The 26,371-nt window shown below is 37.0% G+C and carries 23 protein-coding genes and 1 pseudogene; 10 read left to right on the plus strand and 14 right to left on the minus strand.

Annotation, left to right across the window (positions count from 1 at the left end; genetic code table 11):
• Positions 1 to 34: 34 nt before the first annotated feature.
• The 3 genes from groL to topA form a co-directional block, all read right to left on the minus strand.
• Complete coding sequence (groL, locus tag BM018_RS00485; protein ID WP_092317082.1) at positions 35 to 1,672, minus strand: chaperonin GroEL; 1,638 nt, start codon at positions 1,670 to 1,672, stop codon at positions 35 to 37.
• Positions 1,673 to 1,746: 74 nt separating this feature from the next.
• Positions 1,747 to 3,027 (minus strand): hypothetical protein, encoded by a 1,281-nt coding sequence (locus tag BM018_RS00490; RefSeq protein ID WP_092317085.1) that lies wholly within the window; start codon positions 3,025 to 3,027, stop codon positions 1,747 to 1,749.
• Positions 3,028 to 3,030: 3 nt separating this feature from the next.
• The gene (gene topA / locus BM018_RS00495; protein ID WP_092317088.1) at positions 3,031 to 5,187 is read right to left on the minus strand and encodes a type I DNA topoisomerase; all 2,157 of its coding nucleotides are present in this window, start codon (positions 5,185 to 5,187) and stop codon (positions 3,031 to 3,033) included.
• A 117-nt stretch (positions 5,188 to 5,304) separates the two neighbouring features.
• Between topA and BM018_RS00500 the strand changes: the two genes are divergently transcribed.
• From BM018_RS00500 to BM018_RS00530, 8 genes are all read left to right on the plus strand, one after another.
• Positions 5,305 to 6,288, plus strand: coding sequence for a YifB family Mg chelatase-like AAA ATPase (locus tag BM018_RS00500; protein WP_200778542.1), 984 nt, complete (start codon positions 5,305 to 5,307; stop codon positions 6,286 to 6,288).
• Between the two features lie 4 nt (positions 6,289 to 6,292).
• Entirely contained in the window at positions 6,293 to 6,808 is a 516-nt protein-coding gene (locus tag BM018_RS08110; RefSeq protein ID WP_200778543.1) for a magnesium chelatase subunit ChlI family protein, read from the plus strand.
• Between the two features lie 90 nt (positions 6,809 to 6,898).
• The gene (gene rplU / locus BM018_RS00505; protein WP_092317091.1) at positions 6,899 to 7,210 is read left to right on the plus strand and encodes a 50S ribosomal protein L21; all 312 of its coding nucleotides are present in this window, start codon (positions 6,899 to 6,901) and stop codon (positions 7,208 to 7,210) included.
• Positions 7,207 to 7,488 (plus strand): ribosomal-processing cysteine protease Prp, encoded by a 282-nt coding sequence (locus BM018_RS00510; protein WP_092317094.1) that lies wholly within the window; start codon positions 7,207 to 7,209, stop codon positions 7,486 to 7,488. Before rplU ends, BM018_RS00510 begins: the two co-directional genes overlap by 4 nt.
• Position 7,489: 1 nt before the next feature.
• Positions 7,490 to 7,741 carry a 50S ribosomal protein L27 gene (rpmA, locus tag BM018_RS00515; RefSeq protein ID WP_092317096.1) on the plus strand — a complete coding sequence of 84 codons (252 nt, stop codon included), beginning with the start codon at positions 7,490 to 7,492 and terminating at the stop codon, positions 7,739 to 7,741.
• Positions 7,742 to 7,776: 35 nt separating this feature from the next.
• Positions 7,777 to 8,109 carry a TraR/DksA family transcriptional regulator gene (locus tag BM018_RS07935; RefSeq protein WP_092317099.1) on the plus strand — a complete coding sequence of 111 codons (333 nt, stop codon included), beginning with the start codon at positions 7,777 to 7,779 and terminating at the stop codon, positions 8,107 to 8,109.
• A gap of 47 nt (positions 8,110 to 8,156) precedes the next feature.
• On the plus strand, positions 8,157 to 9,137 hold the full coding sequence (gene mltG, locus BM018_RS00525; protein ID WP_092317102.1) for an endolytic transglycosylase MltG: 981 nt from the start codon (positions 8,157 to 8,159) through the stop codon (positions 9,135 to 9,137).
• Positions 9,134 to 9,889, plus strand: coding sequence for a Nif3-like dinuclear metal center hexameric protein (locus BM018_RS00530; RefSeq protein ID WP_092317105.1), 756 nt, complete (start codon positions 9,134 to 9,136; stop codon positions 9,887 to 9,889). The genes mltG and BM018_RS00530 overlap by 4 nt, the downstream gene beginning before the upstream one ends.
• 212 nt (positions 9,890 to 10,101) lie before the next feature.
• Here BM018_RS00530 and BM018_RS00535 read toward each other — a convergent pair whose 3' ends face one another.
• From BM018_RS00535 to BM018_RS00550, 4 genes are all read right to left on the minus strand, one after another.
• The gene (locus BM018_RS00535) at positions 10,102 to 10,416 is read right to left on the minus strand and encodes an HU family DNA-binding protein (protein WP_092317108.1); all 315 of its coding nucleotides are present in this window, start codon (positions 10,414 to 10,416) and stop codon (positions 10,102 to 10,104) included.
• A 24-nt stretch (positions 10,417 to 10,440) separates the two neighbouring features.
• Positions 10,441 to 10,716, minus strand: coding sequence for a 30S ribosomal protein S20 (rpsT, locus tag BM018_RS00540; protein WP_092317111.1), 276 nt, complete (start codon positions 10,714 to 10,716; stop codon positions 10,441 to 10,443).
• 67 nt (positions 10,717 to 10,783) lie between these two features.
• A complete protein-coding gene (locus BM018_RS00545; protein ID WP_092317114.1) occupies positions 10,784 to 13,015 on the minus strand; it encodes a hypothetical protein in 2,232 nt (743 codons plus the stop codon).
• Entirely contained in the window at positions 12,999 to 13,235 is a 237-nt protein-coding gene (locus BM018_RS00550) for a hypothetical protein (RefSeq protein WP_143280358.1), read from the minus strand. The genes BM018_RS00545 and BM018_RS00550 overlap by 17 nt, the downstream gene beginning before the upstream one ends.
• Positions 13,236 to 13,350: 115 nt before the next feature.
• Here BM018_RS00550 and mnmG point away from each other — a divergent pair.
• Positions 13,351 to 15,225, plus strand: a pseudogene (mnmG, locus tag BM018_RS00555) (tRNA uridine-5-carboxymethylaminomethyl(34) synthesis enzyme MnmG); the annotation flags it as partial.
• 82 nt (positions 15,226 to 15,307) lie between these two features.
• Here the strand turns inward: mnmG and BM018_RS00560 are convergent.
• The 5 genes from BM018_RS00560 to murD all read right to left on the minus strand — a co-directional run bounded on the left by BM018_RS00560 (position 15,308) and on the right by murD (position 23,198).
• Complete coding sequence (locus BM018_RS00560; RefSeq protein WP_092317123.1) at positions 15,308 to 16,024, minus strand: pyridoxine 5'-phosphate synthase; 717 nt, start codon at positions 16,022 to 16,024, stop codon at positions 15,308 to 15,310.
• 83 nt (positions 16,025 to 16,107) lie between these two features.
• Complete coding sequence (locus BM018_RS00565; protein ID WP_092317126.1) at positions 16,108 to 19,248, minus strand: efflux RND transporter permease subunit; 3,141 nt, start codon at positions 19,246 to 19,248, stop codon at positions 16,108 to 16,110.
• 13 nt (positions 19,249 to 19,261) lie between these two features.
• Positions 19,262 to 20,230: an efflux RND transporter periplasmic adaptor subunit gene (locus tag BM018_RS00570; protein ID WP_092317129.1), complete on the minus strand. Its 969-nt coding sequence runs from the start codon at positions 20,228 to 20,230 to the stop codon at positions 19,262 to 19,264.
• Between the two features lie 19 nt (positions 20,231 to 20,249).
• A complete protein-coding gene (locus BM018_RS00575) occupies positions 20,250 to 21,755 on the minus strand; it encodes a TolC family protein (protein WP_092317132.1) in 1,506 nt (501 codons plus the stop codon).
• Between the two features lie 126 nt (positions 21,756 to 21,881).
• Positions 21,882 to 23,198, minus strand: a complete 1,317-nt coding sequence (murD, locus tag BM018_RS00580; RefSeq protein WP_092317134.1) for a UDP-N-acetylmuramoyl-L-alanine--D-glutamate ligase — start codon at positions 23,196 to 23,198, stop codon at positions 21,882 to 21,884.
• Positions 23,199 to 23,327: 129 nt separating this feature from the next.
• Here murD and BM018_RS00585 point away from each other — a divergent pair, with 129 nt between their 5' ends.
• On the plus strand, positions 23,328 to 24,506 hold the full coding sequence (locus BM018_RS00585; protein WP_092317136.1) for a sigma-54-dependent transcriptional regulator: 1,179 nt from the start codon (positions 23,328 to 23,330) through the stop codon (positions 24,504 to 24,506).
• On the opposite strand, the gene BM018_RS00590 is transcribed toward BM018_RS00585, so the two are convergent.
• Together BM018_RS00590 and BM018_RS00595 are read right to left on the minus strand one after the other, a co-directional pair.
• On the minus strand, positions 24,501 to 25,133 hold the full coding sequence (locus BM018_RS00590) for an ATP/GTP-binding protein (RefSeq protein ID WP_092317139.1): 633 nt from the start codon (positions 25,131 to 25,133) through the stop codon (positions 24,501 to 24,503). The genes BM018_RS00585 and BM018_RS00590 overlap by 6 nt on opposite strands.
• A complete protein-coding gene (locus BM018_RS00595; RefSeq protein ID WP_092317142.1) occupies positions 25,130 to 26,326 on the minus strand; it encodes a glycosyltransferase family protein in 1,197 nt (398 codons plus the stop codon). The genes BM018_RS00590 and BM018_RS00595 overlap by 4 nt, the downstream gene beginning before the upstream one ends.
• Positions 26,327 to 26,371 lie beyond the last annotated feature (45 nt).

Here is a 26,371-nt window from a genome sequence, read left to right on the forward strand (position 1 = left end):
GCCTTCCAAAATAGGAGGCAGCTTTTAAGAAATTTTACATCATACCGGGCATTCCCATGCCGCCACCCATTCCGGGATTCGGCATATCAGATTTCGGTTCAGGCTTGTCCGTAATCATTACTTCCGTTGTTAGGAGCATTCCTGCAATCGACACAGCATTTTGCAATGCGGTACGTGTTACTTTTGCAGGGTCCACAATACCAGATTTCATCATATCCACCCATTCATCCGTCAACGCGTTATAACCTTGAGTTTCCTTCGATTCACGGGCTTTCATAACAATAACCGAACCATCCACTCCTGCATTTTCAGCAATGCGTTTCATAGGAGCTTCAATAGCCTTTTTGATAATATTGATACCAACTTGTTCTTCTTCATTGTCTCCTTTGAGGGAATCCAATGCAGCTTGAATTTTTAATAATGCCAGCCCGCCACCTGCAACGATGCCTTCATCAACAGCCGCTTTTGTTGCAGAAAGGGCATCTTGAACTCTGTCTTTTTTCTCTTTTAGTTCGACTTCTGTTGCTGCGCCAACTTTAATCAAAGCAACACCACCAGCAAGTTTTGCTTTACGTTCGTTCAATTTTTCGATATCATAGTCTGAAGTGCTTTCAGCGATAGCCATTTCAATCTGTTTTACACGCCCTTTGATCGCAGAAGTTTCACCAGCACCGTCAACGATAGTAGTATTTTCTTTTTCAACGCGGACTCTGCGTGCACGTCCCAACATATCAGGAGTAGCCTGATCCAAGCGCATACCTTTATCTTCGCTGATCACTTGCCCACCTGTAAGAACAGCAATATCTTCAAGCATTGCTTTTCTTCTGTCGCCAAAAGCCGGAGCCTTCACAGCAACAACATTCAACGTACCACGTAGCTTATTGACAATCAATGTTGCTAAAGCTTCACCATCAACATCTTCCGCAATAATAAGAAGAGGTTTACTTTGCTTGAGCACTGTTTCAAGCAACGGAACCAAATCTTTCAGCGAAGAAATTTTCTTATCATACAACAAAATATAAGGATCATCAAGCTCAGCAACCATACTTTCAGCATCGGTAGCCATATATGGCGACAAATAGCCGCGATCGAATTGCATACCTTCAACGACATCAACATAAGTTTCCATCGCTTTGGAATCTTCAACAGTAATCACGCCATCTTTGCCCACTTTTTCCATCGCCTCAGCGATCAATTTTCCAATTTCTTTGTCATTATTGCCTGAAATCGTAGCAACACTGTTAATTTCTTCCGAAGTTTTTACTTCTTTTGCAATTTTTTGAATTTCCTGCACTAAAACATCCAATGCCTTATCCATTCCCCGTTTGATAAGTGTAGGATTAGAACCAGCAGTAACATTTTTGAAACCTTCTTTAATGATAGCATGTGCTAGAACCGTAGCAGTTGTGGTTCCGTCACCAGCAACATCGTTAGTTTTAGTAGCCACTTCTCGGACAAGCTGAGCACCCATGTTTTCGAAACTGTCTTCCAATTCGATATCTTTTGCAACTGTAACTCCATCTTTTGTAATATGTGGAGCCCCATATTTTTTATCCAAAACTACATTTCGCCCGCGTGGCCCTAATGTAGTACCAACAGCTTTGGCAAGCTTTTCAACACCTGTCAGCACTTTTTGATGTGCTTCACTGGAAAATAATAAATCCTTAGCCATAATAAAACTCCTTTTTGTTATTTATTTGATGCTTTATAAATATCATTAGCAAAAATTATGCCAATTCTATTTTTTTATTTAATAATTTCACTAAGTTGCAAAATTTTCGCAGTTTCACCAGGTTTTTCCAGAAAAAACCAGACGTCATTTTTTTCATTTACAGCTTCAATAGCTAATCCATCATTGAGAATCTGACTCGGCTCTTCAACCCAATAATAGGGTAGGCTAACATCTTTTTTCGGATTATATAAATAGAGTGTCGTTAATGCACTTCCTTTTTTCTCCCTATAAACAATGTAGTTATTACCCAAAAAAGAATCGAATTCCCAACGTGGCTTGCTACCCGATAAAGAACGCAGTTGCTTACCTTTATAAAGAGTATATGCCAAACCTTTTTCTTCAAAATGTTCCAAACTACTATCCGAACTACGATCTATAGATTTGAAATCTGTTTTTTGAAGATTACTATTAGTTAGAACATAAACTATTCCATCAACTGCAATTAGCATACGATCGCCGATCTGCCGGTATTCAATCGTATCCCTTTGTTTAGGAGAGGCATATAAAATTGTCCGTTCCATATTAGGCTGACTAGGATCGAATAAAATAATATCATGCTCGCGGAAAATCAAAATCGAATTTCCATACCAAAAAAAATTGTCCACATCATTTAAAGAATGCTCCAAAATTCCATTGCTTGTAGAAAAAACCGTTAATTTTTTAGCATCCTGGAGATCCGTGTGCACAGCAACAAAGCGATTGTCTGCAGAAAATGCTGCATCCAGCAGTGACATATTATTTCCATAAATCATGGTTAAAGGCACAAAACGTTTCTGAGGTACGCTGAATAAAGCTAGACGAAGATTTCGCTCATTTTTATAGCTAGACTCACCGCTCAAAAGCCACAAAGTCCTATCTTCAGAAGCTTGAGCATCAGAAACCGCTGGCAATTCAGCCTTTTTTTGAACAACAGGCATATTAATATCAGACAAATCCATAGCATACAGTGCTCTTTTGTAGGCAAACCATAATACATTCCCAACAAGTTTTGTTTCGATAAAGTCCGTTGAACTGTCGGAAAAATTCCAAGAATTAAAATCCATCTTAATCACATTATGCATTTCAATCCATAATTCCCGGCCTTTGTAACTAAGCTGTATTCTTGTTCCGCGCTGTGCCCGAGCTTTGAACACAAGCAGAAATGGCGCAAAATCAACTGCAGAACTATCAGCAAAAGTATCATATAAAGGTACATGGTCTTGGGAAACAACATAACGACCAAAATCAAACTGCGTCCTTAATAATATCGCAGGAACAAACACCAGAAAAATAATAAATTCGTGTGCTCTAGACATACATCAATCCTCTTGTTCAGAATAGCTACATCCTTCCCGCAAACAGATAGGAGTATTATTTTCCCCTGATTTTGGGAAAAGAGGTGTTCCGTCCTTAGGACATACTTTTCCTGATGGCTTCATATTAACAATAAAATCGCATTCTGGGTAGCCCGTGCACGCATAAAAAGCCCCACGTCTGCCGCCGCGTTTTTCGACAACTTTTCCTTCAAGACACTTTGGACAGTTGCCGTAAGGAATAGGTTTTGCATTTGAGCACTCCGGCCAACCCGAACACGCTAGAAAATATCCATATTTCCCAAGCTTTTTAAGCATAGGTTTACCACATTTATCACAAATTTCATCTGTTTTTTCGTCGAATGCACCTTTGATCGAATCCACGCGTTCATAAGCATCTGCTACAGTTTTATGAAACGGTGTATAAAATGCACGGACCACATCTTTCCAAGGCACGCGGTTTTCTTCGACAGCATCGAGTTTTTCTTCCATATCGGCCGTAAACTCAGCATTGATCAGTGACGAAAAATTATCCGTCAAAAGCTTGTTGACTGCTTCACCGAGTTCTGTTGGAATAAGACTGCGCCCGTCTTTTTTAACATAATAGCGCTTGGAAAGCGTCATCATTGTTGGCGCATAAGTTGACGGTCGTCCGATCCCTAATTCTTCCATCGTTTTGACCAATGTAGCTTCAGTATAACGGGGTAGAGGTTGCGTAAATTTTTGTTCGGGGTCCAGCCTCTCACATTTCAACAACGCTCCCTTATCAAGACGCGGCGGCAATTTGGGATCTTTTTTGTCGGAAGCAAAAGTCCAAACACGCTGAAATCCATCAAAAACCACTCGTGATCCTGATGTATAAAATACACATTCTGCTGCAGCAATGGATAAACTTTCGACTTCGCGCTCAACCGGCGCCATCTGAGACGCAACAAATTTGCGCCAAATCAAATTGTATAATTTATACTGATCATTTGAAAGAAACTGTTTGATTTCATCCGGATGCAAAGTCACATCAGTAGGCCTTATGGCTTCGTGGGCATCTTGAGCACTTTTTTTATTCGAAAAACTGTTCCGTGTTTTTGGAAGATACTCAGAGCCATAATTATTCTTGATAAATTCAGCTGCATCTTGAGCTGCACCCGGTGAAATCCTTGTCGAATCAGTTCTCATATATGTAATAAGTCCAGTCCGACTGCTGCTCAAATCGACACCTTCATATAATTCCTGAGCAGTACGCATAGTTTTCGCGGCAGCCCAGCCTAAAAGATTGTTAGCGGATTGCTGCAAAGTGCTAGTGATAAAAGGTGCTGATGTTTTAGTGGTTGATGTTGATTTTTTTGCCTCTTCAACAATAAAATGAGCATTCTTAAGAGTATACACAATAGCATTCATTTCTTTTTCTGATCGAACAACACATTGAGTTTTATCGTTATTGAAATCATTGGGAGTCACAACGCGTCTACCTTGATAACGCGACAATGCAGCAGTAAATTTATGCTTGCCGGCAGTCAATTCTGCATCAAGAGTCCAGTATTCTTGAGGAACAAATACTCTGATTTCATGTTCACGTTCAACGATCAGCCGCAACGCCGTTGATTGCACACGTCCAGCAGAAAGCTTGCCTTTGACCTTTTTCCAAAGAAGTGGGCTAAGTTCGTAACCGAACAAACGATCAATCACGCGACGCCCCTGTTGGGCATTAACCAAATTTTCTTCAATATCTGTAGGAGCCGCTACTGCATTTAGAACAGCATCTTTCGTAATTTCTAAAAAGCGGATCCGTTTGATCGGAATATTGCGTTTCAGTTTAGGAATGACTTTCTCTTCAAAATAATTTTTTAAATGCCGTGCTATTGCTTCGCCTTCACGGTCGGGGTCGGACGCAAGAAGCACTTCACTGGAGCTTTTCAATGCTTCAGCTAATTCTTTGATCACCTTACTACGGTCACGCATCACAATATAACGAGGCTCGAAAGTTTGAGTATCAATTCCTAAAGTCGATTTCGGCAAGTCAATCACATGTCCAGCGGACGCTTTGATTGTGTACGAGCTTCCAAGATATTTTCTTAAAGTCGCCGCTTTTGACGGAGACTCGACAATCACCAATTTCGTTAATTTTTTAGTTTTTTTGGAAGTAGTCGATTTGTGCTTTACAGCCATAAATTTCCTCCAAATATTCGGACAAAAAAAAATGAAAATTCTCAAGATATACTGTAAAATATAGCATTATTAACAATAAAAAACAATTTTTTAAACAAAAAGATTTCGGGAGAGAGAATGATTAGAACATTTTCGGGCGCATTTTTCGGTTTAGACTGCCTAACTATTGAAATAGAAATAGATATCAAGCCTCGCATGAAAAATTTTGAAATAGTTGGATTGCCAGGCACCACTATCCGCGAATCTTGCCGTCGCATCGAAACAGCAATAACCAATTCCGGCTTTCATTTTCCAGGCAAGCAAATTATTGTTAACCTTGCACCAGCTGGGGTTAAAAAAATTGGCACATTGTTTGATCTTCCCATTACCCTCGGCATTTTGGCCCACGAAGCCGATCTTTCGATCCCTGAAAAAACATTTATGTTGGGTGAACTTTCGCTGGACGGGCAACTTCGCAGCATTCAAGGATCACTGATTTTAGCAGCCCATGCAAAAGAACAAGGTTTTGAAACGTTCGTCTGCCCTGCAGAAAATGCCGCTGAAGCTATGATGATAGATGGAATAAAAATAATTGGAATTAAACATTTGACAGATGCCTTCGAAATAATTCAAGGAAAATATCCTGTTTCTTCATCATGCCCTCCAAAATCAAAAATTTTTGAAGAGGAAAAATTATTCTGCTTTAGCGACGTCAAAGGACAAGAAACAGCCAAACGTGCTCTGGAAATTGCAGCTGCAGGACGACATAATATTTTGATGCTGGGACCTCCCGGGACAGGAAAAACTATGCTAGCTCGACGAATGCCCGGGATTCTACCTCCGATTTCACCTCAAGAATCATTGGAAACTTCCAAAATTCATAGTGTTTGTGGAACACTATCTGGTTCTCAACTAATGCGCACACGGCCATTTCGAGCTCCCCATCATACAGCTTCGGACATTGCGATCGTTGGAGGTGGACGCTTTCCAAAGCCTGGTGAAATAAGTTTGGCACATAATGGTATTTTGTTTTTGAATGAACTGCAGGAATTCAGTGGTTCCATACTTCAGGTGTTAAGGCAGCCTTTGGAAGAAAAAAAAAATTACTATTTCACGTGCTGAAGGAGTGGTTAGTTTTCCGGCACGATTTATGTTGATCGGTGCTTTGAATCCTTCAAAAAGTCCAGTAGGAGATACCATTGAAAGCTGGAATACACAGGATATGCTGCGACTTTTGAAAAAATTTTCGCATCCGTTTCTTGATAGAATAGATATGCATATTCAAGTAGGAAACGTACCTTACGAAAAGCTTGATCAAAGAAAAAAAGGGGAACGCTCGGAAACTATCAAATTACGCGTAACCGAAGCTCGGAAAATTCAGATGGAACGTTTTAAGTATGAAAATATCATGGTCAACGCCGATCTTGAGCCACCATTAATAGAAAAATACTGCACACCCAACGCTGCCGCTGAAGATCTTCTAAAGTTGGCTATGGAAAAGTTATCTCTTTCATTGCGTTCCTACGATAAAATTATTAAGTGCGCACGTACAATTGCAGATTTATCAGGAGACGCACAGATTAATGAAATCCATGTCAGTGAAGCATTACAATACCGTATTTTGGATCGATTACTGATATAAATGCAAATAAATATTGACAAATAGTTTAAAAGCAAGTATAATACTTTTCAAGTATCTGAATTTCAGACAGACATCAAAGGAGTAATTCTTATGTACGCAATTGTAGAGATAGGCGGTCAATCGCACAAAGCCGAAGAAGGCGCAGAGCTTCTTGTTAATTTAATTGCCGGAGAAAAAGGAACATTATTAAATTTTGATAAGGTTGCGATGCTCAACGACAACGGTAACACCGAAATCGGAGCTCCGTATCTTTCCGCAACGGTTAAAGCGGAAATTATTGACCCATTAGTAAAAGGTAAAAAATTGACTGTATTTAAATATAAAAATAAAACAAATTACAGAGTAAAGACTGGTCACAGACAAAAATATACATTGATTAAAATTACCAACATCAATAAATGATAACTATAACTCTTAAAGAACAATTGGATAATATAGAAATCAAAGTACAAGGACATAGTGAAAGTATTGTATGTGCTGGAGTCTCTGCTTTGTTAGAAGCATGGAGACTTACAGAAGAATACTTAGAACAACATAAAATTCCTGCAGACAAAGGGTATGTTCAGGCAAAAATTCCTAAAACTTCTATTTCTCATATATTATTTGTCCAATTAACTATAGGATTAAAAGCGTTACACGAACAATATCCAAAGGAAATTACTCTAAATATTGGAGGCTAAAATGGCATCAAAAAAATCCGGAGGCTCAGCCAAAAACGGAAGAGATAGTATATCGAAAAGGCTAGGAGTTAAAAAATTTGGTGGAGAAAAAGTTATTGCTGGAAACATTATTATACGCCAACGTGGGACAAAATTTCATCCTGGTATTTCAGTGGGTCGCGGTGGAGATGATACCTTGTTTGCTTTAACAGATGGAATTATAAAATTTACCTATAGCCGGGGAAAAACAGTAGTAAATGTTTTATCATCATAAAAGATAAGACTAGAAAGATAAGACTAGGCGGTATTATGTTAACACAAGAACAACTTGCATTTTTTCATAAAAAATTAACAGATTTAAAATCAGAGCTCATTGAGACTATTATCGGCGAGCTGGAAGATGAAGAAAGTCCATTTAATATTCAAGGCGACATGGCAGACAAAGCGGAAGCTTTAACATATGTTGCGGTGAGCGAAGAATTAACAGCTTCACAAAGAAACACTTTAGATAAAATTGATAGAGCATTAAAACGAATAGAAGATGGTCTCTTCGGTAAATGTCTTATATGTGACAAACCAATTGAACTAGAACGCTTAGAAGCTATTCCTTATGCAGAAACATGCAAAGAACATATGAAATAAAAATTATTTATTTAATAATAGTTCTCTCATAAGATAAGGAAAAAACATTGAAATATAAGATATTATGTTTATTTTTATTGCTTATTTCGTGTACAAAATCCCAAAATAATACTGAAGTTTACTTTTCAGTGAATAGAGGAGATAATCTTTCTAAAGTAACTCAACGTTTAATTGATGAAAAAATCATTGATGACTTCAAAATATTCCGTCTGACAGCAAAGCTTTCAGGACAAAGTTCTAAGCTTAAAGTGGGCAATTATATTATACCTCCACAATCTTCTTATTATGATATTCTTAAAATCTTAAGTTCTGGTAGAGATTCAGGCATACGAATTACTATTCCTGAAGGATTTAATAGCTTTGATATTGCAGCTCTTCTAGAAAAAAATAATATTATTTCCTCCAATGATTTTATCAAAGAAATCAGCAAACCAGAATATCTCATCCGTTATAATATACCAAGTAATTCTGCTCAAACTCTAGAAGGTTATTTGTTTCCTGATACTTATAATTTTAGTATAAATTCACAGCCTGAAACTGTAGTAAAAACGATGCTTTTACGCTTTGACAAAATAATTACACCAGATATTCTGACAAACCTTAAAGAACAAAACAAAACTCTGCATCAATTATTAACACTTGCTTCTATCGTAGAAAAAGAATCTGGAGGAAATAATGAAATGGGATTGATTGCCGGGGTGTATACCAAACGACTGGCAATAGGTATGAAAATGCAAGCTGATCCGACACTTATTTATGCTTTGATTCTAGAAAATGAATATGACGGAAACATAAGATATAAGCATTTAAGACCTCCATGGCCATCTCCTTATAATACCTACTATACTTATGGAACACCGCCTGGACCTATTGCTAATCCAGGTAAATCTGCACTTCTTGCCAGCCTATCGCCAGAACCAACTTCATATTTATATTTTGTAGGAAAAGGAGATGGAACTCATATTTTTTCTAAGACGCTTGTTGAACATAATTTAGCAGTAGAACAATATCAACGAAAAAAACAATGATAAAAAGACATCAATTAATAGATTCTTTAGATTCTTGGCTATTACCAAATAACATCAAAGATCATACTATTAATTCCCTACAATTCGAAGGTAGAGAGTTAATTACTCATGTTGGAGGAGCAGTTGATGTTTCTATCGAAACATTTCAAAAAGCGGTTGAACAACAAATAGATTTTTTAATTACTCATCATGGTTTGATCTGGGGCGGATTAAAACAAATTACAGGTATTGATAAACAAAGAATTCAACTTTTGTGCCAGCATGATATAAATTTATATTGTAGTCATTTACCACTTGATATTCACCCTACATTGGGCAATAATGTTCAACTCATTCAGCTATTAGATATGACAAACACTAAAGAATTATTCTTTGATGTTGGATATATAGGTATATATAATTCACAGATATCATACAGTAATTTTATCAAAAAAATTAGAAAAAAAATATCACAAAATATCACTGAAATGCCCTTTGGAAAAAAGATGATTCAAAGAGTAGCAGTGTGCTCTGGAGGTGCAGGACTTGATACGAGTGCTTTCTTCGAAGCTTATGCAAAAGGAGTTGATACCTTTTTAAGTGGCGAAACAAACAGTCTTTTGTACCACTATGCTAAGGAACTAGAAATAAATATTATATGTGCGGGACACTATGCTACTGAAACTTTTGGTATACAAGCACTTTTAAAAAAAATAAATAAAAAATTCCAAAATATAAAATGTACATTTCTAGATTTACCAACTAACTGGTAATTTTTATTAGATACTAAAAATGATATATTCTATAAATTATTAATAACAGTAATAAACCACTTATTTAGAAATAAATTCTTAATCAATCTAAAAAATAGAAAGCTAATATCTCTAATTTTAAAGAGAAATTATTAATAAATATAAAAATCACTAAGATCTTAAATACCAATAAACTGTTTAAGAAAATTGTTTAAGATTTTTTTAAAATTTTATTAATTATTATCTATAGAACGCAAATAACGACCTGCCTTAAAATAAGGAGATTTACGAGCAGGGACATTCACATGTTCATTTGTTTTAGGATTACGTGCTATGCGATCTTTTCTTTGTCTAATTCCAAAAGTACCAAATCCTCTTAATTCTATGCGTTCATTATTATTTAATTTTTCGATCTCTTTTCGCAAAGTTTCAATAAATTTCGATATAACCAAAGCAATTTGATGCTTAGATGCTCTACTTTCAATTATTTCTCCATCTCCACATAAAATATCCACTATATCAGATTTTGTGAGTTTACTTTTTCCCATAAACCAACCCCCAATTAATAATAACTAAATAGAATAATTTTTTTTAAATAATAATTCCATAGAAGACTTCATACGTGAAGATGTATTTCTTGGCAAAACTCCCTTCGACCAAGCTTTATCAACTTGTTTTTTAAAAGCATTAAGCTCTTTTTGAGCTTCTTCTATAGTAAACATTTTTTCCGTAAGCGTTTGAAAAACATTTCTACGTAAATGCCTAATAAATGTTTTAATCGCCTTATTTCGTAGCCGCCTTTTTTCATTTTGTTTAGCTCTTATTTTTGCAGATTTTATATTTGGCACAGCTTAACCTCCAATAGATTAACAATGTCTACTATTATAACAAAAGAAGTACCAAAAAGTCAAGTTTTTATTCCTCTTTTGTTTTCTTATTTTTTCTTAATAAAGAACGTTTCGGTGTTTTCTTAACTTTTTTATCGATTTCTGTAGATTTTTTATTATCATCTTCTTCTTTAGAGATCTTTTCTTTTACAGAAGTCTTTTGTTTTTTTTGAGATTTATTAATTTTTTTCATTTCCTGCACATTAGAAAATTCTAAATCATTAGATTTTTTTTGTATTACAGTGTCGGAATTTGTGTTTTTCTCCTCAGGAACAGGCAATATAGGAGCCGATATAGCAGAATATATCAGATCTTTATCTGAAGATTGATCTAAAAAAGACAATAATTGAATATTTTGCATTTTTCTTGCTTCTTTAAACAATTGATACTCTATGTGAAATCCAATAAAACGAGTTTGTTTTTGTACAACACTTGATTTAAAATTGACATTGTCCAATATGAAATTTGTACGAAATGTTTCTTTAATTTTCAGTTCAGGAATTCGAATTTCAAAAAGCCTTTCTAGGTCCAATAAAGGTAACAAATTAATTATAATATTAGAAATTATTTTGTTTGTATTATTTTGCAGCTGAACATTAAAAACTACAGAATTTGTAACCCATCGAGTGTTAGGTAGAATATTAACCAAAAGGGCTGTTTTTTCACGCTGACTTTTCCACTGATCCACAAGAGATGCTGCCGATAACATCCACTCATATGCCGTATATACACCACGGTTACCAAACATTGATCTATATAAATCATTAATACGCAATGAATTAATATTATATTCATCCAGAGAGCGAAGATTTTGATTAATCCAATTTTCCGGAGCTGAAATATCCCCTTCTACAAAATTATTATAATCAATTCGGTAAGAAATCACAATATAAGGTAAAAAAATTTTGAATAGTGTATTACTTTCTAGCATCTTATAAAAATTGTCAATCTGATGGATCGGCAGATCAATATCAAGCATAACAAAATCTATGCCTGTTGCAAACATCATTAATAACATACTAGGATAAGCTAATAAATCAGCACTATCCAGCATCATAAAAATCTTTTTTTGAGATTTTTGAGATTTAAGTTTCTTAATTAGATCACGAAAATAACTGACAGCAGTATATTTTTTCCAAATGCCAAATGCATGGTCAAATATATGATGATTAGCTAGTCCCGGAAAATCTTTAAGAAAAATCGGCTTTAACTCCTCATGGTAGCTATCGCCAAAAAATATTTTTGAAAGACCTACATAATTTACAGAACTTTCTGCAATATGATTACTCAATATGAAATACAAATCAAAAAAACGCTTACGGTCGCTCAAGGAAATAACACTTAATTCAGAAAAATTCGATTTTTGATATTCTATTTTTTGTTGGGATTCCATGTAACCTAAACGTTCTAATTCTATGCCTTCTACTTCGAGTGCCTGCACCCAAAATGCAACATCTTTTCCACGCCTCGAAAAATCCTTAGCTAAGCGGAGGCTTTCTTGTAATTTTTCGATATCCCAAGGCACACTGACATTCTGAGAAATAAATGTTTTACTGATAGCGGAAGGCATCAAAACCGCATCAATATTCATCATCGAAAACCATTCATAAAGATGATTAATACTCGTCTCCCTACCAGATACCGATAAAATACTACGTTCATTAATAGTCTCTTTAGAGTCGAGAGTCAGGAAAGTGAATGTATTAGATAGCATCGAATTAGGAGAAGGAAGAATTATTTTTGTATGAAGAATTTTTTCAGAAGGGGCATCAAATGCCGGCATTTCAATCACTGCTTTAATAACAAGATCTCCAATATATTCCGGATTATTAAGCATGAGTTTCACTGAAAAATAATGATCTTGCTGCGAAAAAAGCAAGGGTATCTTAGTACGACCAAAAATATCTGGTAGTAAATTGCCATTTTCATCTTGTACAACAACATAAGGAGTCAAATCATCTAAAACTAACCCATTTTGTTTTTCAGAAACCGCAAGATTCAAAATAATAGGTTGATAAGGAACATAATAAGACATATTTGATTCAAAAACTACATAATAATCACGTTCAGCAGCTTCGCGTAAGGCATCACCCGTTGAACCTGATACTTCAAACAATTGGGGAAACGTTTTCATTAAACGTTTTGTGGATTTTTGATTATATTGAAGAAAAAAAAACGGAACCAAACTTAATAATAAAAAAATTATTACAGGAAATATATATTTTTTGAAGACAGATAAAAATTTATTTGAATCGTTCACGGTATCCTCCAAAAGATTTCCTTGTTTCTATATAGTGCTTAACAATTACTGCTGTTTGATCGCAAAGTTTAAAAAAAGGATAGCAAATAATCATAGACAAAAGAAAAACAAATAATGCCGTATAGAGATAAATCTGAGACACACGAAGCAAATTATTTTCAAGAATAAACGCTACAGTAATTGACGACGCAGAAATTATCATACAAACAACACTCAGCAAAATACCTCTTAACAAAAAAATCATTTTATCGAACCCGTAAATAATCTTTACAAATATCCAAAATTTTTGGTATAATCATATATCGGTAAAAATTCAAAAAAAATAAGGAAAAAATGTGAAACAATCAACAAATTTTTGGGACATCATTATCGTTGGAGGCGGGCATGCCGGCATTGAAGCAGCTCATGCAGCAGCGCAAATGGGAATTCAGACATTGTTATTGTCTTCGAACCTTGATCTTTTAGGACATATGCCTTGCAATCCATCTGTTGGCGGCATCGGAAAAGGACAGCTGGTTAAAGAAATTGATGCTTTAGGCGGTTTAATGGGATTAGCAACAGATCAAACAGGATTACAGTTTCGGCGTTTGAATATGAAAAAAGGACCTGCTGTACGTTCATCGCGAGCTCAAGTGGATAAAATTGCCTACCGTAGTCTGATACAAAAAATGCTGTTCCATACGCCAAATCTTACGATTATTCAGGATTCAATTGAAGATTTAATCATCGAAAAATATCGGATAAACGGCGTAATTGGGCAGTTAGGTATTAAGTATTATAGTCAAGCTGTTGTAATTACTCCAGGCACTTTTTTAGATGGCTTGGTTCGTATTGGTGAGATGAGTTATCCGGCAGGACGCATAGGTGAAAATTCATCAATCCGGCTAGCACAAACAATTAAAGATTTTGATTTTAGAGTACGCCGCTTCAAAACCGGAACGCCGCCACGTCTTGACGGACGAACAATTGATTTTTCTAAAACGGAGATACAAAACGGAGATCTCAACCCTCGACCGTTTTCGTTTCGTACAGATTTTGACTCTTTTAATCCGCAGCAAACACCATGTTTTCTCACTTATACTAACGAAAAAACACATCAGTTGATAGCCAAAAACATCGAAAAAGCTCCTATGTACTCCGGAGATGTTGATGCCACAGGTGTGCGTTACTGCCCGTCAATTGAAGATAAAGTAATGAAATTCCCTGATAAGCAGCGTCATCATGTTTTTCTTGAACCGGAAAGCATTTACAGTAACGAAATTTATCCTAATGGGATATCTAACTCCATGCCTATCGAAGTACAAAAGGAATTAATTCACAGCATCCAGGGGCTTGAGAATGCGGTCATGACAAGGCCAGCTTATGCCATTGAACATGATTATATAGATCCTACAGAACTCAAACCATCCTTGGAGACAAAAAAAATTAATAATCTTTTCTTTGCTGGGCAAATCAACGGCACAACAGGATACGAAGAAGCAGCAGCGCTTGGCATGATTGCTGGCATTAATGCAGCGCTCTGTGTTCAAGAAAAGAACCCTTTAATTCTCAAACGTTCGGATAGCTATATTGGTGTTATGATTGATGATTTAACAACTCTCGGCACTATAGAGCCATACCGAATGTTTACGTCGCGCGTGGAATATCGTCTTTTGCTGCGCGAAGATAATGCTGACATACGTTTAAGTCCGATCGGACATGAATTAGGAATTTTAGATAAAAAAAATTATGAATTTTGCTTGGAAAAATATAGCCGTATTAAACAAGGGATTAAGGAACTTGAAAATATCAATATTACTCCGTCTTCCGAATTGGCTGAATTATTCCAGCAACTCAATACACCTCTTCCTCCCAAAAAAATATCAGCAGCTGATCTTCTTAAACGACCGGAAATCAACTACCCTTCTTTAAAAAAAGCACTAGCTCTCTTCAATATTATGCTCAATCATTATCATTTTTTGGAAGAAGAACAAATTACTATCGAAACAAAATATCAAGGCTACATTCAAGAAGATCTTTATCGCATCGAAGAAGTAAAAAATGCCGAACAAACAATTATACCTCAAGATTTTCCTTACGATAGAGTTTCTGGGTTACGTCTGGAAGAAATAGAAAAACTTTCTGCACTACGGCCTTATAGTTTGGGACAGCTCAGTAGGATTGCCGGAATACGCCCCGCTGCTGTTCATATTATTGCATTGGTCCTTAAATTTGAGTGCCAAAAAGGTCTTAACAGTCAAAGTATCACCGCTCCAATTTGGGGCCATACGTCCAGTACTTACCAAAGCGAGCTTAACAACTGATAAGTATTTTCATATCACGGACAGCACGTTCCAAGCCAACAAATACAGCACGCGAAACAATAGCATGCCCTATGTTTAAAGTGCGAATAGGATCAATATCCACAATAGGTTTGACATTTTGATAATTTAAACCGTGACCAGCATTCACAATTAAGCCAAGCGAATCAGCATAATAAGCAATATCATTAATTTTTTTAAGTAAAATATCTTGAGCTTGAGGTGTTTCTGCATCAGCATAAGCCCCTGTATGAATTTCCACAGCATCAGCACCTAACTTATAAGACAAATCCACTACTTCTCGGCTGTGCTCGATAAACAAACTAACTGTAATATGCCGATCCTTAGCAAGTGGAATAAATTTTTCCAATTTTTTATATGCTGCGGCCACATCCAAGCCACCTTCTGTTGTCAATTCGTTACGGTTTTCTGGAACAATACAAATTTCATCAGGACAAACATCAAGAACTGTTGCCATAATATCTTCATTTAGAGCCATTTCAATATTTAATGGCAGTGAACAGGCTTCACGGATCAAATATGCATCTCTTTTCTGAATATGCCGCTGGTCCTCACGGGGATGAATAGTAATGTTATCAGCACCGGCATTTTGCACCAAATAAGACGCTTGAAGAGGTTCCGGATAAGACGCTGCACGCACTTGTCTTAGTGTTGCAATGTGATCAATATTAACACCTAATTTTTTCATAAGCCCTTCTTTTTTTCATATTATAACATAAAATCCATAAATCGCAAAAAACGCCTCAAAAAGAGACGTTTCTGCAGTTCATATTAAACATTATCTTCACGAATAACATAGGGAAATCGCTTGCGGATGCCAGCATAAGCTGTAGGAACAATCAGCAAAGTAAATAATGTTGAAACAATTAGGCCTCCTAAAATCGATGTTGCTAACGGTGCATAAGTATCACCACCTTCACCAACACCAAGCGCCATAGGAATCAGCCCCAAAATAGTTGTCAGCGTCGTCATAAACACCGGACGAATCCGACGTACACCAGCTTGAATCGCCGCTTCGTCAACCGGTGTGCGCTTTGCTAACAGCTGATTCATATAATCAACCAATACGATACCGTTGTTGATCACAATTCCCACCAAAACCACAATACCCGCAGCCGAAATCACATTTAACGAGCGCCCCGACACAAAAAGTCCTAATATTGCTCCCAAAGCACCAAAAGGCACTGATGCCATAATAACAAAGGGAGCAATATAGGATTCGAATTGAGCCGCCATAAGAGCATATACAATGAAAATAGCAATTAAAAACGCACCTGCTAAGCCTAACATGCTTTCTTGTGTGTCTTCATAGTCGCCAGCAAAAACAAGCTGTACACCTGCAGGAACAAACAAGTTTTTCCCGATTTCTTCTCGGATTTTATCAACAGCTCCCGTCACGTCTTTTTCGAAGATGCCGCTTGTTGAAGACTTAATCTGAATATAACGCGTCGAATCTTTACGTCTTATTTGTGCAGGTCCCGTAGCAATTACAGAAGTCACGAGATTCTTAAAAGAAACATTCTTGCCGCTTGATGTTGGAATATTAAGATTAAGCAATGCATCAATCGATACCCTATCCTCATCGCGAACCTTAACCAAAACATCAATATCATCCCCGCTGTTGCCAAGAATTGTTGTCGCAACACGGCCACCAAAAGCTGTTCGGATTGTATTAAACAAATCAGTTGCTGAAAGTCCTTCTCTAGCTAATGCAATTCTATTAGGCTTAAGCACAATTTCAGGTAGTCCTTCATCATCGGTAAGACGTGGATTTTCAATACCTTCGATGCTGTTCATTACAGTGATAATCTGATCAGCAAGCTTCTGAGTAATTTCTAAATCATCACCACGTACTTCTAATTCGATAGGCTCACCACCACTGCCACCCGCCATTCCGCCACCGACACGAATATAATTTTTAACAGGATATTGTTCCAACAAACGACGAACACGCGTAACAATGTCGTTAATTCCTTCAGAGCGATCAGCAACAGGTACTAATTTAACAGTCACTTTTGATTTGAACTCATCAGTAGAACCAAAAAATCCTCTAGAAGATTTTACTTGAGTACCAATCGATTCTAAATTTTCCTCTCCTATGACTTCCGGAAGCCGCCTGACAATTTCCGTCGTCATAGAATCATTATAATTAACACGCGTACCTGGTGGATATGTCAACGTAAACTCAAAACGCCCATCATCATTTACGGGCATGTATTCTTTTCCGACCAGCACAATAGATAATGTTAACGCAATCAATACGCTAATTGTACTTCCGTAAACAATGATTTTTTTATGGGTCACACACCATTCCAGTACATGTTTATAAAAAACATCAATATCATGCAAAATTCTATCATTCCAACGCATATGTTCACGTTGGTACTGAGTTAAAACTTCGTTTTCTTGTGTATCTTCGAAAGATGCATCTTCTAAATCAGAATCTTTAATAAGCAAGGAACAAAGCATCGGTACAAGAGTAATAGAAATAACTAACGATGATAGCAATGAAATAACTACCGTAATAGCTAAATCACGAAACAATTGTGCAATAAAGCCAGGAGTCAAAAAAATCGGCAGAAAAACTGCAATCGTAGTAAACGTAGACGCTGTAATAGCCAGTGTTACTTCTTTAGCACCGTTAATGGATGCATTGTAACGGCCTTCACCTTCCGACCGATGCCGGAAAATATTTTCAAGCACCACAATAGAAGAGTCGACCATCATTCCCACCCCTAACGCCAATCCAGACATAGAAATAATGTTAAGACTTGTGCCCATCAAGAACATCACTACAAAAGTCGTAATAATGGATGTGGGAATAGAAAGCCCGATAACAGCTAAAGCACGCCAATTCCATAAGTAGAAAAAAAGTACCAACATCGCAAAAATAGCTCCAGAAAATGCTGCCGATGATACCGATTTTTGTGAATCGATAATATTTTGAGCCGTATTAAACATTTCTGTTAATTGTACGGAGGGAGGCAAGGATGATTTTAAACTTTCTAAACGTTTTTGAATTGCTTCTGCTACTTTAACAGTATTAGCACCAGATGATTTTGTTACAGTAAAAGATACAGCAGGTTCACCATTAGCATAAAAAATTGAATTATCATCATTGCCACCATAAGACACTTCTGCAATATCACTAAGCAAAATCGGCGTACCATTTCTATATTCGACAACAATATTCCGAATATCTAGCAATGTCTTTAATTCTCCATCAGTACGGATACCATACTTCATCGACCCCTGATAAACCGAACCCCCTGAAGCACTAATATCGTTAGCAGCAACGATTTTTCTGACCTTTTCAGCATCTAAACTATAAGCTTGCAATCGATTTTGAATCAATTCAATATGAACTTCCGTCAAAATCCCACCGCTTACTTCCACTTGCCCAACACCGGGAACTTGTTCGAGTCCTTTTTTGATTTGATTATTTGCAATATCGTAAGCAGTAGCCAAATCACTAATTCCACCCATATAAAAACCCATTACAGGAATCATATCAGTAGAAAATTTATAGATAATAGGACTTTTAGCGTCGTCAGGCAGAGAATCTCGAGCTAAGTCGATTTTTTCACGTACATTAAACATCGCCGTATCAAGATCCGTCCCCCATTTGAACTCAAGTTGTACCATTGAGTTACCTTCTTTGGAAGATGAGGAAATATTATCAATATTCTCAACTGTAGACAAATACTGTTCTAAAGGACGCGTTACGGAATTTTCAATTTCTTCAGGACCTGCCCCGTCATAATCCGTACTGACTGTAAGAATTGGATTTTCTATGTCCGGCAAAAAATCAACAGGCAACTGAAAACATGAATACAAACCAAACATCATAACAATCATAAGAAGCATAGTCATTGCAACCGGTTTTCTGACCGACAAATCAATAATAGACATATGATTCTCCTTACTATAATGTCTTAGCTGTTTCAGAAGGTGCTATTTCTGAGGCAGTTTGAGCTGGTTTTTGCTCGGTATTTTCGAATAATGCGCGGATAGGAGCACCCTCACTAAGATATTCGCGGCCGAAAACAATCATTTCATCACCATCCTGAATGCCTTCTGAAATAGCTGCTTGATCCCTGTAACGTAGCGCTATCTTAACCGGACGAAGCACAGCTGTACCATTATTGTTGACAAAAATAGCAGGTTGCCCTTCTTTTGTTGTAGACAAAGCAGTATCAGGAACCACATAAACATCTTGAGCTTCTTCAATAAAAATAAAACTTTCAGCATAGATTCCTGAAAACAAAGTATGATCAGGATTTGGAACCATCACTCGTACAGTCAGTGACCGTGTTGTTGGATCAAGCGATAAGTCCTTACGTGTGATTTTTCCCGTAAAAATACGACCCGGCACCGCCTGTGTTTTAAACAGCACTTCCTGACCAACTTTCACTTCGGATGCAAACACTTCAGGTACTTGTATGCGAGCTTCAAGGTTATCTGTGTTACCAACTACTGCTACAGAAGTTCCAACATTCACATCTTCGCCCTTGCTGACTAAAATCCTTGTCACAACACCCGAAACAGTGCTCTGTACTGTGGCAGGTGCATACCGGGCACCAACTTCAAAACGATCAATAGTAACAACTCCTTGACCACGAGCAACTTTCTGACCTTCAAGCCGCGAGAAACTCATCACCTTACCGGTAACCGGAGATTTAAGTTCTACTTCGTTTTCTGCTTTGAATTCTGCATAGAGATCCAAAAATCGTTTCAAAGTGCTTTTTTCCGCTTTTCTAACTAGCACTGTTGTGATGCGTTCTTGTGAGCCTTTTTCGGTTTCTTTGTTGCGCGTTCCAAGAAAAACACCAATCCCTACTGTTAATACCACCACCGTAACTATTATAATAATGGTTCTTTTTTTAAGTTTCATCGATTCAACCTCTTTGCAATTATTGATTTAACGCTTCTATTTTTTTGACTTCGTCTAAGAACATCGGTAGAGGGTTCATCGACTGTTGAAGATTAAGGTTTGCAGAAAGCTCATCATATATAGCTGCCAACAATTTTTTCTTTGCTTCGATATAATCAACCTGAGCTCTGTTCAAATCTAAGATAGAAACACGGCCGTTTCTATATTGAACTTGAGCAATTCGAGCTGCCACACTAGCCTGTTCGGTACTAATCTGCAATGCTGCAACACTTTGATTTAATTCCCTAATACTAAGCAATGTATTTTTTATATCTATTAATTTTCTTTCTTCGGCATCCAAAAGCTTAAATTCAGCCTTTTTAATTTCTTCTTGGGCAGCCTTCACTTGAGATGCTATCCCAGTACCAGGAATCCACTCTAATACAGGCACACTAAGTGACGCCGTAACTCCATATGAACCATTGTAAGCCGATTCTGAAAAGTTTGCAACAGCAATATCACGCCCCCAAGATGGAGTATAATCAAAACTGATGTCTAAAGAAGGCATACGTTGGGCATTTTTCAAACCTTTCGTGCTTCTGGAATTTGCAAGAGCTGTTCGTAATGTTGCCAGTTCTGTATCATTAGAAAAAATATATGCTAACGATTCATTTTCATCAAATTCCGAAAATTTGACATTAGTTATCTGATATAAATCACCTTTTAGTTCAATACGGACATTATTGTCAGGCAGATAACCCAAAAATCGATAAAAATCTTCCCTCGCATACAAACGAAGTCGTTCTGCATTGAAAAATGTAGGCTGTGCTGAATAATATTGAGAACGAGTCAAAATAACATCATAATCAGAAACACGGCCGTTTCTGTAGTTTATTTCAGCTGAACGAAGCTGATCTTGCAGCTGTTTAAGCCGTTCTAATGTCACTCGAACTTCTTCTTCTCGGAGAAATTGCTCGTAATAACGCGTTACTGCTTTATAAACCGTATTTCTCATCAAATTACTATAAGTATTAGCCGCATTAAGATAGGTTTCCTTAGAAATACGATAGTTATAAACATTGGCAAAACCAGCGAATAAACGCCGCGAAAGTGAAATCGAAGGGATACCAATATCAATAGTAAATCCTTCAGACGTAGCAGCAATATCTTGGGGATTTTTGGAAGTTGTGAACAGATCCCTGGCGGTTACAGATGCTCCTACTTTCAAAGTAGGTACATATAAATCTTGAATAGACCCCGTATAACTAGCTTGTGCGACATCAAAATCTTTTTTTGACTGTGCAAGTTCCAAGTTATTAGCTACAGCCATATCAATAACATCTTGTATCGACCAAATATTAGTTACCGATGCTGGTGTGAAATTTACAGTTTGTTCCAAATTATTGGCACGTTCTAATAGCAATTCCAAGTCGTAAAGTTCCTGATTAGGAAATAAGCTTTCTGGCAGTACAGTCTGCTGGGAAAACAAAGATACAACAGTTGTCAGAGACAACCCAAGATATAAGCAAAATTTACAGATATACATCCCAAGCTCCTTATGATTAAGAGATAATTCACATATTTAAGGGCAAATTCTTATAAAAAGATTCGTTATCCAGCAAACAAAATACAATATATATAAATTTACTACTTTTTTTGCCAAAGAACAAATTTATCTTTGGTTATGTACCAGATTTATAAAATGGTTGCCTCTTTCTTCATAAGATTGGTAAAGATCAAAAGACGAACCACCAGGGGAAAGAATAATACAATCGCCAATTTGTGCATGATTTCGAGCTGCTACAAAAGCTTCTTCAAGCGTACCCCAAATAGAAGATTTGTTTTGTATACCCCATATTTCGTAAAGTGTTTGAGCCATTTCCCCAAACAATGCGACATATTTAGTTTTTTCTTCCACAAGCCCGACCAGCGCAGAAAAGTCGGCATTTTTGGAACGTCCTCCGGCAATTAAAACAACAGGCTGTTCAAATGCGGTCAATGCAATTTGAACAGCTTGAGGCGATGTTGCTTTGGAGTCGTTATAATAGCTGATTCCATCAATAGAAGCTACAAACTGCAGGCGATGGTCGACACCCGGAAAAGAAATCAACGCTTGTTTAATAATTACATCACTTACTCCCAAAAAACGCGCAAATGCCAAAACAATTAAAGCATTTTGCCGCTGATGCACCCCGGGAACTTTTAGAGGTTTTTTACCTAAAAAATCATTCAATGCCTCAAGATTAAGAGGACATTGAGTATGATTCTTAGAAAAAAAAATCATTTGTGCTGAACAATCTCGTTGAAATAAATCAGCAAAAATATCGTCATCATTAATCAACGCTAAATCCGCATGAGTCATATTTAGGAAAATATTTTTTTTGGCAAGTGCATAATCTTGAAGCGACTCATATCGATCAAGATGGTCTTCAGAAATATTAATAACAACAGCCGCATGCGCATGAAATTCTGATAAAGACTCCAGTTGAAAACTGGATAGTTCCAGAATAAAAACATAATCATCATATTTTTCATCAAAAAAATCAAAAATAGGTGTTCCTACATTTCCAGCCAACACACATTTTTTTTGCTGCGACACGGTATAATAAAGCCACATTGCTACAGTTGTTTTACCATCGGTCCCCGTAACGGCAATATATTGACGCTTGGGAAATTGCCGATAAAAATATTCAATATCATTCAAAACAGGAATATTTTTGGCAAGTGCAGCACGGAGCAGAGGAATAGAACGAGGAACGCCAGGACTAACAAAGACTATTTCTATGGGAAACTGCTTTAAAATATCAGGTGTTTGGTTGCCTAAAAAATCAAGTATTTTTGTTGGTTCACCTAATTCTTTTATCAAAGATTTTTTTTCAGCATCCGACACCGAATCAGTAATAATCAGAGTATACCCCTGCTTAAGCAGATACTTGGATAGGGAAAACGAAGTCCGTTTGGTAAACCCTGCAATCAGAACATAAGGCATAATTACAAAACCTTAAAAATTTTGCTTCTATTATAGCATACAAATATTTTTTTTACTATAATTTTGCTATATTTTATTGATTTTTATCAGAAAATATCGCATAATTTTACCATAGAGAGGAATGGGCCAATGTCAAAAAAAATGGTGCTGATTATCGACGATGAAGACAACATTCGCAGCGGGTTAATGCTATCCTTGAAAAGCGAAGGTTTTGATGTTCAGGGAGCTGCCAGTGGTGTAGAAGCGTTAGACAAGATCAATCTTTTTTTGCCAGATCTTATCGTTTCTGACATCAAGATGCCAGGACTCAACGGGCTTGAACTCTTGGAGCAAGTAAAAATAAAACATCCCAATATTCCCGTTATTATGTTGACAGGTCATGCAGGATTGGATGATGCTGTTACCGCGATGAAACTAGGAGCTTATGATTTTCTGACAAAACCGGTACATTTGGACAAGCTTATTCTCCTGATTCAACGCGCGATTGCTCAAATGGACCAGCATCAGCAATTGCAGAACCTCAGCGAGCAGCTTGAAAAACATAAAGATATGGAAAATATTATTGGCAGTTCGGGGTGTATTAAAAAATTGCAGGAAATGATTAGACAAATCGCACCAACAGATGCTACTGTGCTGTTACAAGGAGAAAGCGGTGTAGGAAAAGAAATTTTTGCGTCTGCCATCCACCAAAATAGTATGCGTTCTTTGGGGCCTTTTGTCAAAGTGCACTGCGGTGCCCTGCCGGAAAACCTGCTAGAAAGCGAACTCTTTGGCCACGAAAAAGGGGCATTCACTGGAGCAACAGCGCGACGTAAGGGACGTTTTGAGTTGGCTAACGGTGGGACAATTTTTTTGGATGAGATTGGAGATATCTCACCGGCGGTTCAGATCAAGCTATTGCGGGTGCTGCAAGAACGCGAATTTGAACGTGTTGGTGGTGAAGAAACAATTAAAACAGATATCAGAATTATTTCAGCAACAAATAAAAACTTGAAACAAGCTGTTCAAGATAAAATATTCCGTGAAGATCTATACTATCGATTAAATGTTGTAGAGTTAGCAATACCTCCTTTGCGCGAGCGAAAAGAAGATATTCCATTACTGGTAGATTTTTTTCTTAAAAATTTCAGTAACAAATACAATAAACAAATTAAAAGTTTCGACACCGAAGCAATGAAAAAAGTACTTACATACTCCTGGCCGGGCAATATCCGCGAACTTCAAAATTCTATTGAAACTGCCGTGGTGCTTAGTAAAGATCAGGAAATATCGGTTCACGTTTTACCGGCACATCTGCAAGATTTATAATTCTTCATCAACATATAATTGACTCCAAGATAGAAATCCACGTTCTTTGAGTAAATGAATGATCATTTTTTTTCGCTCAAGCAAATCTTTTTCTTTTATAAGAATCACTTTTTCGTGACGTATTTCTTCTTTGTACTCATTAATCAGCAGATCTTGAATAATATTAGTAGCAAAAGGATTTTTTTCACGATAGTCGAATTCCGCAGAAATATATTCTGTAAAAGGAGTCAGAAAAAAAATTAAATCATAAATTCTGTTCCGCTCACGACATAACGATTCATATTCATTGAAGTAACGCGTAATCGGCACGCTCTCAAATTGCAAATTTTTAATCTGATCATAAGGAAAACGAGAAAGCCCATGCTTCAGATACACTGCATAATCTAAGTAAGAACGGTCTGAAACCAGCGAATCCGAATCTTCCAAAATATTACTCTCAAGATCTATTTTTTTCTCTAAAATTTCCGTTTCAAAAGATGTAAATGCTAGAGGAGTATCAATTTGATAACCTTTTTCCAAAAATTCACGCGCAAATTCTGGAACATAAGGAATTTTCAAGACTTTTGCCAACCATACCGCCAAAGTTGTTTTACCTATACCGTGCGTACCTGTAAAAGAAATTTTCATAAGCCAGCTCTTTCAGACAAAAAGTATGCAGAAATAATTTTTTCAGCCATGCAGTCTGCGGCTCCTGGCTTGCCCATCCGTAAAAGCCCCTGTTCGCCATAGCGCTTGCGAGCATGTGGGTCCTTGAGCAAAAGATCCACAACATTTAGCACACCGTAAGGAAAATCCCGTTCATAAATAAACGATTCTCCCAGCAACTTTTCATATTCAAGCATGCGGCTTTCTGAACTCTGAGGACCTGTACCTTTGAAACCTATAATAGGTTTGCCCAAACCGGCAATTTGATCACCCACGGTTCCTGCCAAGCTAATCGCAAAATCACATGACAGTGCCACTGTATCAAACATACTACCTGGATAAACATGAATTGTTTTATGATCCTTTTCCCAAATTCTCACTGTATCAGAATCATTTTGAAGATGCCAGCCACGCTTGGAAAACTCTGTAGCCATTTTGTCCTTGCAGAGACTATCAGCATGCACCAATGCCCAGTAAGCATTAATTTTTACAAGCTCTATTAAATCCAAAATTTTGCCCATATTGCCATAGGATTCTTCACGACTGCCCGGCAACAATGCAACAATAGGCAATTTCGAAGAAAAAGTAGGAGTATTACGATCTAACAAATCCTGCATCAGATTGCCACAATAATAGGCAGAAATACCGCTTTCTTTGAGATCTTGAGTGGTAATTTCATCACGCGCAAAGACTGTTGCCGCATATTTTTTGATATATTTTTTCTCAATTCTGAAATGCGATTGGATATAATCGGATTTTGCTGTAGGAATAAAGACCAATGGGACATCATAAGTTCGAAGCGCGGGAATAGCTGTTACCATCAGAAGAAAATCGCCAACGGCTATTACCAGTTCCATACCGTTACTACCCCAATTTTTAATAAAACGGGCCAATTTGAAAGGCGTAAATAAAGCTCCTACTTTGACATCAGAGAAAAATCCTCTCCAAGATCGGGTCGGAAAGCCACCCGATGGAGTCATGCCTCCTGAAAAAAAAGTCGGAAACTGAGCATCATGAAACCACTTACCAGAACTTACCAACGATCCGCCTACAAACATAAATTCCTGATACAAATTAAGCTCTTTAAGCCGTGTACGCATAGCTTTCATAAGAACAACGGCCATCATTTCTTCGGCATAACCGTTAGCGATTATACAGATAATTCGCTTATTCACAATGACTCCTCATCAATAATTTTTATTATAACTTATCATAAAAAT

Origin of the sequence: Brevinema andersonii (assembly GCF_900112165.1) — a bacterium.
In the GTDB taxonomy this organism is placed as follows: domain Bacteria; phylum Spirochaetota; class Brevinematia; order Brevinematales; family Brevinemataceae; genus Brevinema; species Brevinema andersonii.